Source organism: Streptomyces sp. SID3343, assembly GCF_009865215.1.
In the GTDB taxonomy this organism is placed as follows: domain Bacteria; phylum Actinomycetota; class Actinomycetes; order Streptomycetales; family Streptomycetaceae; genus Embleya.
Genome location: NZ_WWJX01000961.1, coordinates 1 through 5887, shown reverse-complemented (window position 1 = coordinate 5887; position 5887 = coordinate 1). Strand labels below are relative to the sequence as shown.

The following is a 5887-nucleotide window of genomic DNA, read 5'->3' as shown; positions in this document are numbered from 1 at the left end:
GATGTACGGGACGCCCCCTCCGCGGAGTTCGCCGGGCTCGTCCCCTCCGGCGACTACTGCGACGACGTCTTTCTCGGGTTCGGTCCGCACCTGCTGCGTACCGACGAAGCGGTACCGGAGGTCATGGTGAGCGTGCAGTCGCTGCTGGCCGAGAGCGCGAGTGCGACCGAGGAGACGGTCCGCTTCGTGGCCGATGTACTGCGCGCGTGGCAGGTGACGGACGTGGGCCTGCTGGAGTGCTCCCCCGACAAGGATCGCGACGTGCTCGCGGTTGCCGAGAAGCTGCTGCCCCGTGCCCGGCGATACTCGCTCGACGACGTACTCGTGCACGGCCTGCCCGCACGCGCCGGCCAGTGTTGGATCAGTACCCGCTTCCATCCCCACGCGGTGGCCGGCGCGGCCGGCGCCTTCGGCGTGGCGCTGGTCGTACGCGCCGACTACTACACCACCAAGCATCGATCGCTGATCGACGGTGGCTCTCGCTGGCAGTTGCTCGATGAGTCGAGGATTCCCGAGCGCCCCACCTCCGGCGGTTACCACTCCGAGCGGCTGACTCGAATGCGCGCCGCCAAGCTGGCCGTGGCCGAGCGGATCTATGGGCGCGGCCCGGCCGACCCGCCGGCCCGCTGACCCGCCTGTCCGCTTGTCCGCTTCCCGCTTGCCCGTCGGCTTGTCGGCCCGTGCGGGGCGGCCGGATGGGCAGTGGGAGGCATCGGGCACTACCCCCGGAGAGCCATGGAACTGCTTCTGATCGGACTGTCGAGATTCGCCCGGCGCCGGGTCCTGCCGGCCGCCGCGTCGATGCCCGAGATCACCACTGTCCACATCGCCAGCCGGCACGCCGGCCCGGGCGACGCGGCGCAGGCGCCGAAGCCGGGAAGGCTCCACCGCGACTGGCGCGAAGCCTTGGCGGCACACCCACCGGGTTTGGCCTACGTGTCGTCGGTCAACAGCGAACACGCCGTCGCGGCCCGGTACGCACTGGAGTCGGGCTGGCATGTGGTGGTCGACAAGCCGGCTCTGCCGGACGTACAGGTTGCGACCGAGTTGGTGGAACTGGCCAGGTGCTCGTCCCTCGTGCTCGCGGAGGCGACCTGCTACGCGTTCCACCCGATGTTCTCGGTGGTCAGGGAACTGGCCGCGAATGCCACGAAGGCATTGGCCGTCTTCACGCCCCCGGTACCGGCCGACGACTTCCGGCACGACCGGGCCCGAGGCGGCGGGGCCCTCTTCGATACCGGCCCGTATCTCGCTTCCCTGGGGCGTGTGTTGTGGGGCTTGGAACCCGAGCGGGTCGGCGTCATGGTGGGCGACCGTACAGCGGACGGCCTCGACCTCTCCTTCAGCGCGTTGGCCCGGTACGCCGAAGGGAGGACGGTCGTCGGCCATTTCGGGTTCACCAGTGCCTACCGGAACGTGCTGCAACTGCTGGGCAGACACGAAGTCGTCGACGTCGAGCGCGCGTTCTCCATGCCGCCCGGGGTGGAGACCACGCTGACGGTGCACGACGACAAGGGGCAACACGTTCGCCGGGTACCGCCTGCCGACAGCATGCAGCTTTTCCTGAGCCGCGTCGTGGACGCCGCCCGCACCGGTTCCCGGGAGTTCGACGAGCTCGTGCTCGGCGATGCCCGGACCCTCGACCGTCTCATCCGGGCGGCGGACGACTACCGACCGACTCCAGGCAGCGCCCTGGTTCGATAGTCGTGAGCGGTGACCAGTGCTCACCGCATGATCGTCACCCTCGGTGCGGACGCCGCCCGTCGCCCACGTCCGGGTGGACTGCGGCGATGCCGGCGAGGACGAAGTCGACTCCGGCGAGGAACTGCTCGCGGTCGTCGTGGTCGCGCAACCGACCCGCCACGGCCCGGGTGAACGGGTAGTCGTCGGGGTCGAGTTCGGCCCAAGCCGTCGATGCGGTTTCGAGGAACTCGGCCCGGTTCGCGTCCGACCCGAGGGCGCGGGCCCTCGCGCTGTTCGCGGCGTTCTGGCCGGCGGCGCCAAGAATGTAGTGCAGCAACGCCGAGGCCGCCGTGAACCAACTGCCCTCGGGTACGCCCATGGCCCGGACCTGGCGACCGATGCTTTCGAAGATCTGCGGCGCCACCGTCCCGCCGGGGCCGCGGGAGATCTGCGTCGCGAGTTGCGTCGCGAGCCACGGATGTTCCCCGATCGCGTCGAACAGGCCGAACGCGACGGCTCGGATCCGGTCGTGCGGCGAGGACGGGGGCTCGGCGGGGTCGGTGGGATCGGCCGGATGGGCGGGCACGGTGGAATCGGGCGCGACGGCGGCGGCGACGACGGCATCGGTCGCGGCGCCGAGCAGATCCTCCTTGTTCGCCACGTGCCAATAGACGGCCCCCGGCCCGGTGGCGAGGCGTTCGGTCAGCGTCCGGAAGGTCAGTCCGCTCTCGCCGCCCGCGTCGAGCAGTTCGACGGCGGCCTCGACGATGCGCTCGCGGGTGAGCGCCTGCGTACGCCGCTCCGGCTTCTTGCGCGTCGGTGCTGTCATGCCGCCATTTTGACACATCTGGAATCCCGTTCCAACATGGCTGTGGAACGAGATTCCAGACGGCATCTGGAGCGAGTTTCCAACCCGAGTCGACCGGACCCCACCCGGCGGCATCACTACCTGAGGAGTCACCATGCACACCCCCGTCACGATCGTCGGCGCCGGCCTCGGCGGCCTCATGCTCGCCCGCGTCCTGCACGTCCACGGCATCTCGGCCACGGTCTACGAAGCGGAGCCCTCCCCGACCGCGCGCACTCAGGGCGGGATGCTCGACATCCACGAGTACAACGGCCAACTCGCTCTACAGGCGGCCGGCCTGTTCGACGAGTTCCGCGGCATCGTCCTGGAGGGCCGCGAGGCGACCCGAGTCCTCGCTCCGGACGGAACCGTTCTGCTCGACGAACCCGACGACGGCACGGGCGGCCGCCCCGAGGTGCTGCGGGGCGAACTGCGACAGTTGCTGGTCGACTCGCTTCCGGACGGCACCGTCCGCTGGGGTCACAAGGTCGGCGGCGTCCGCGCCCTCGGCGAGGGGCGCCACGAGGTGACCTTCGCCGACGGCACCACCGCCGTCACGCACCTGCTGGTCGGCGCGGACGGCGCATGGTCACGGGTACGGCCGCTGCTCTCCGGCGCCACACCCGCATACGTCGGCACGTCGTTCGTCGAGACGTACCTGCTCGACAGCGACACCCGGCACCCGGCCGGTGCGAAGGCGGTCGGCGCCGGAGCGATGGTGGCCATCACCCCGGGTAGGGCGATCCAGGCTCATCGGGAGAGTGCCGGGACCCTGCACACGTACGTGGCGCTGTCGAAGTCGCAGGACTGGTTCGCCGGTATCGACTTCACCGACTCCGTCGCGACCACCGCCCGAATCGCGCAGGAGTTCGACGGCTGGGCAGCGGAGCTCACCACGCTGATCACCGACGGCGACACCGCGCCGGTCCTGCGGCCCATCCACGCTTTGCCGATCGGGCACCGGTGGGACCGAGTGGCGGGGGTTACCTTGCTCGGCGACGCCGCCCACCTCTCGCGTCCGAACGGCGAGGGCGCCAACCTGGCCATGTTCGACGGCGCCGAACTCGGCAAGGCCCTCGCCGCGCACCCGGACGACGTCGAGGCCGCGCTCGCCGGGTACGAGCGGGCCCTGTTCCCCCGCAGTACCGAAGCCGCCACCGAGGCCGCTCGGGACTTCGAGCTCATCTTCGGCGACACCGCGCCGCACGGTCTCATCAGCCTGTTCACCGGGCACGAGCAGTCCCGCTGAGGCCCTCGTCGGCGCGTTGCGCGTGGCCGCCGGCGCGCGGTGGGGTGTCCTTCACGAAGCCGCGTCGGTGAACCATCGGCCGTGGCGCCGATCAACGAGTCTGCGAGCCGCTCCACGCGCGCAGGGTCCGGGCGACGTCGGTGAGCGAGTGTTTGCGTTCGCGGATGTCGCGGGTCAGTTGTATCCAGCCGCCGGGGGGAACGGTGAGGGGTTCGTCGGAGCCGGCCATGTACTGGGCGGCGCACGCGGAGCCGACGACGGCGTTGAAGTCGGCGAAGGGCTCCAGGACGACCATGGAGTGGACGAACGTCGCGGCGCGCGCGGCGGTCTCCTCGTAGTACAGCTCGCCGCGAAAGCGTTCGTAGCGGTGGCGCTCGACGCAGAATGCGAACGATCCCCAGTCGACGAGCGGGAGGTTGACGGGCGTGTTGGCGGTCTGGATGTCCAGGACCCATCCGGCGTCGACGCGCAGGATCAACGCTGACCCTCGGGGAAGGCGTCCTGGAACTCGGCCAAGTGGTCGGTGATGAACGTGGCGGCGCCGGTCACGAAGTTGCGGCGGGCGGCCTCGGACACGCTCAGGTCGTGCACGTGGGCCTTGACCGACTTGCCGCCGAGCTGCGCGGCCGCGCGGACCGCGGCCAGTTCCTCGTCCGTGTACTCGATGTTCAAAGCTGGCATGCCCGTCAAGGTACCAGCCGGGTACCGCCCGACGGTACCGGCGCGGTACCGAGAGCATCCCGGCTCGACCGGTGGCGGTCCGGCTGGAGATTCGTCCGCCGGTGACGGCGCCGGGATTCGTGAACCCGGCCATCGGGGGCCCGGGGTTGCGGACGGCGCACGGGGGCACCCTTGGCACCGGCGGTTGCCGCCGACCACACCCGCGCGGCCCCGCCCCATCCGCAGTGTCGAGGAGGAAACACCGTGAGCGCAGCAGCGAGCCACATCCGCGGGCGAGGCACCCGTCCGGGCGCGCCGACCGAGGTCAGAGGCCGGGTCGCGCTGGTCACGGGGGGTTCCCGGGGCCTGGGCCTGCTCATCGCACGCGAGTTGGCCGGACTCGGCGCGCGCGTGAGCATCTGCGCCCGCGACACGGACGAACTCGCGCGCGGCGCCGAGCTGATCCACCGCGACACCGGCCACGAGGTCTCCCGTGAACGATGCGACGTGAGCGACCCGGACAGCGTCGACGCGTTGGTGACGTCCGTGACCGAGCGGCACGGTACGGTCGAGATCCTCGTCAACAACGCCGGCATCATCACCGTGGGCCCGCTCGAATCCCTGGACGTCGACGCGTTTCGCCGCGCGATCGAGGTGATGTTCATGGGCCCGGTCCGCCTGACACTCGCCGTCCTGCCGACGATGCGCGAACGCGGCGCGGGCCGTGTCGTCAACGTGACCTCCATCGGCGGTCGCATCGCCGCCCCGCACCTGTTGCCGTACGACTGCGCCAAGTTCGCCGCGACCGGCTTCTCCGAAGGGCTGCGCGCCGAACTGGCCGGCTCCGGAGTGAGCGTGACCACCGCGATTCCCGGCCTCATGCGCACCGGCGGACACCGCGCCGCGCGCTTCACCGGCCGACGCTCGCGCGAATACGCGTGGTTCGCGGCCGCCGCGTCGCTCCCGCTGCTGTCCATGGACGCCGAACGCGCTGCCCGGGCGATCGTCCGGGCCGGCCTGCGGGGCAGACCCGAGATCGTCCTGACGACCGCGGCCAAGCTCGCGGTCCGCGCGCACGGCATCGCCCCGGCCACCACCGCCCGCGCCCTGGCCCTCGCCGACCACCTGCTCCCGACCCCCGGCGCCCACGCGGACACCGAGGAAAGCTCGGGCGCGACCGAACACGCCAAGGGAACGCCCTGGACGGACCGCGTCGCCGCGTTGGGCGAACGCGCGGCCCACCGCTGGAACGAACCACGCACCCCCTGAAGGGACTCGGGCCGACGTCCGGACGACGTCCGTCGATCCCCGACGCGCGCCTGCGAAGTTCCCGGCCGTGACGCGCGCCCGGCGATCATCGCCGCGCCGACCGGGCGCCGGCGGGGCGCCTGCGGACGACCCGTGCCCGCTTCGCCGGGCCACCGACGCCGCCGAGGTCACCTCGGGCG

At 71.4% G+C, this 5887-nt stretch carries 6 protein-coding genes and 1 pseudogene; 4 read left to right on the top strand and 3 right to left on the bottom strand.

From position 1 onward, the window contains the following. Positions 1–630 (top strand): annotated as a pseudogene (locus GT354_RS30215) (polysaccharide pyruvyl transferase family protein); the annotation flags it as partial. Between the two features lie 105 nt (positions 631–735). After that, positions 736–1704 carry a Gfo/Idh/MocA family oxidoreductase gene (locus GT354_RS30210; protein WP_161359554.1) on the top strand — a complete coding sequence of 323 codons (969 nt, stop codon included), beginning with the start codon at positions 736–738 and terminating at the stop codon, positions 1702–1704. A 34-nt stretch (positions 1705–1738) separates the two neighbouring features. Here the strand turns inward: GT354_RS30210 and GT354_RS30205 are convergent, their stop codons facing one another. Continuing rightward, positions 1739–2512 carry a TetR/AcrR family transcriptional regulator gene (locus tag GT354_RS30205; protein ID WP_161359553.1) on the bottom strand — a complete coding sequence of 258 codons (774 nt, stop codon included), beginning with the start codon at positions 2510–2512 and terminating at the stop codon, positions 1739–1741. A gap of 133 nt (positions 2513–2645) precedes the next feature. On the opposite strand from GT354_RS30205, the gene GT354_RS30200 reads away from it, so the two are divergent. After that, complete coding sequence (locus GT354_RS30200; RefSeq protein WP_161359552.1) at positions 2646–3779, top strand: NAD(P)/FAD-dependent oxidoreductase; 1134 nt, start codon at positions 2646–2648, stop codon at positions 3777–3779. A 91-nt stretch (positions 3780–3870) separates the two neighbouring features. On the opposite strand, the gene GT354_RS30195 is transcribed toward GT354_RS30200, so the two are convergent. Both GT354_RS30195 and GT354_RS30190 read right to left on the bottom strand, forming a co-directional pair. Continuing rightward, positions 3871–4257 carry a hypothetical protein gene (locus GT354_RS30195; RefSeq protein WP_161359551.1) on the bottom strand — a complete coding sequence of 129 codons (387 nt, stop codon included), beginning with the start codon at positions 4255–4257 and terminating at the stop codon, positions 3871–3873. Continuing rightward, a complete protein-coding gene (locus GT354_RS30190; protein ID WP_161359550.1) occupies positions 4254–4460 on the bottom strand; it encodes a hypothetical protein in 207 nt (68 codons plus the stop codon). The genes GT354_RS30195 and GT354_RS30190 overlap by 4 nt, the downstream gene beginning before the upstream one ends. Positions 4461–4703: 243 nt before the next feature. Between GT354_RS30190 and GT354_RS30185 the strand changes: the two genes are divergently transcribed. Continuing rightward, the gene (locus GT354_RS30185) at positions 4704–5708 is read left to right on the top strand and encodes an SDR family NAD(P)-dependent oxidoreductase (protein WP_346012242.1); all 1005 of its coding nucleotides are present in this window, start codon (positions 4704–4706) and stop codon (positions 5706–5708) included. Positions 5709–5887: the final 179 nt, after the last annotated feature.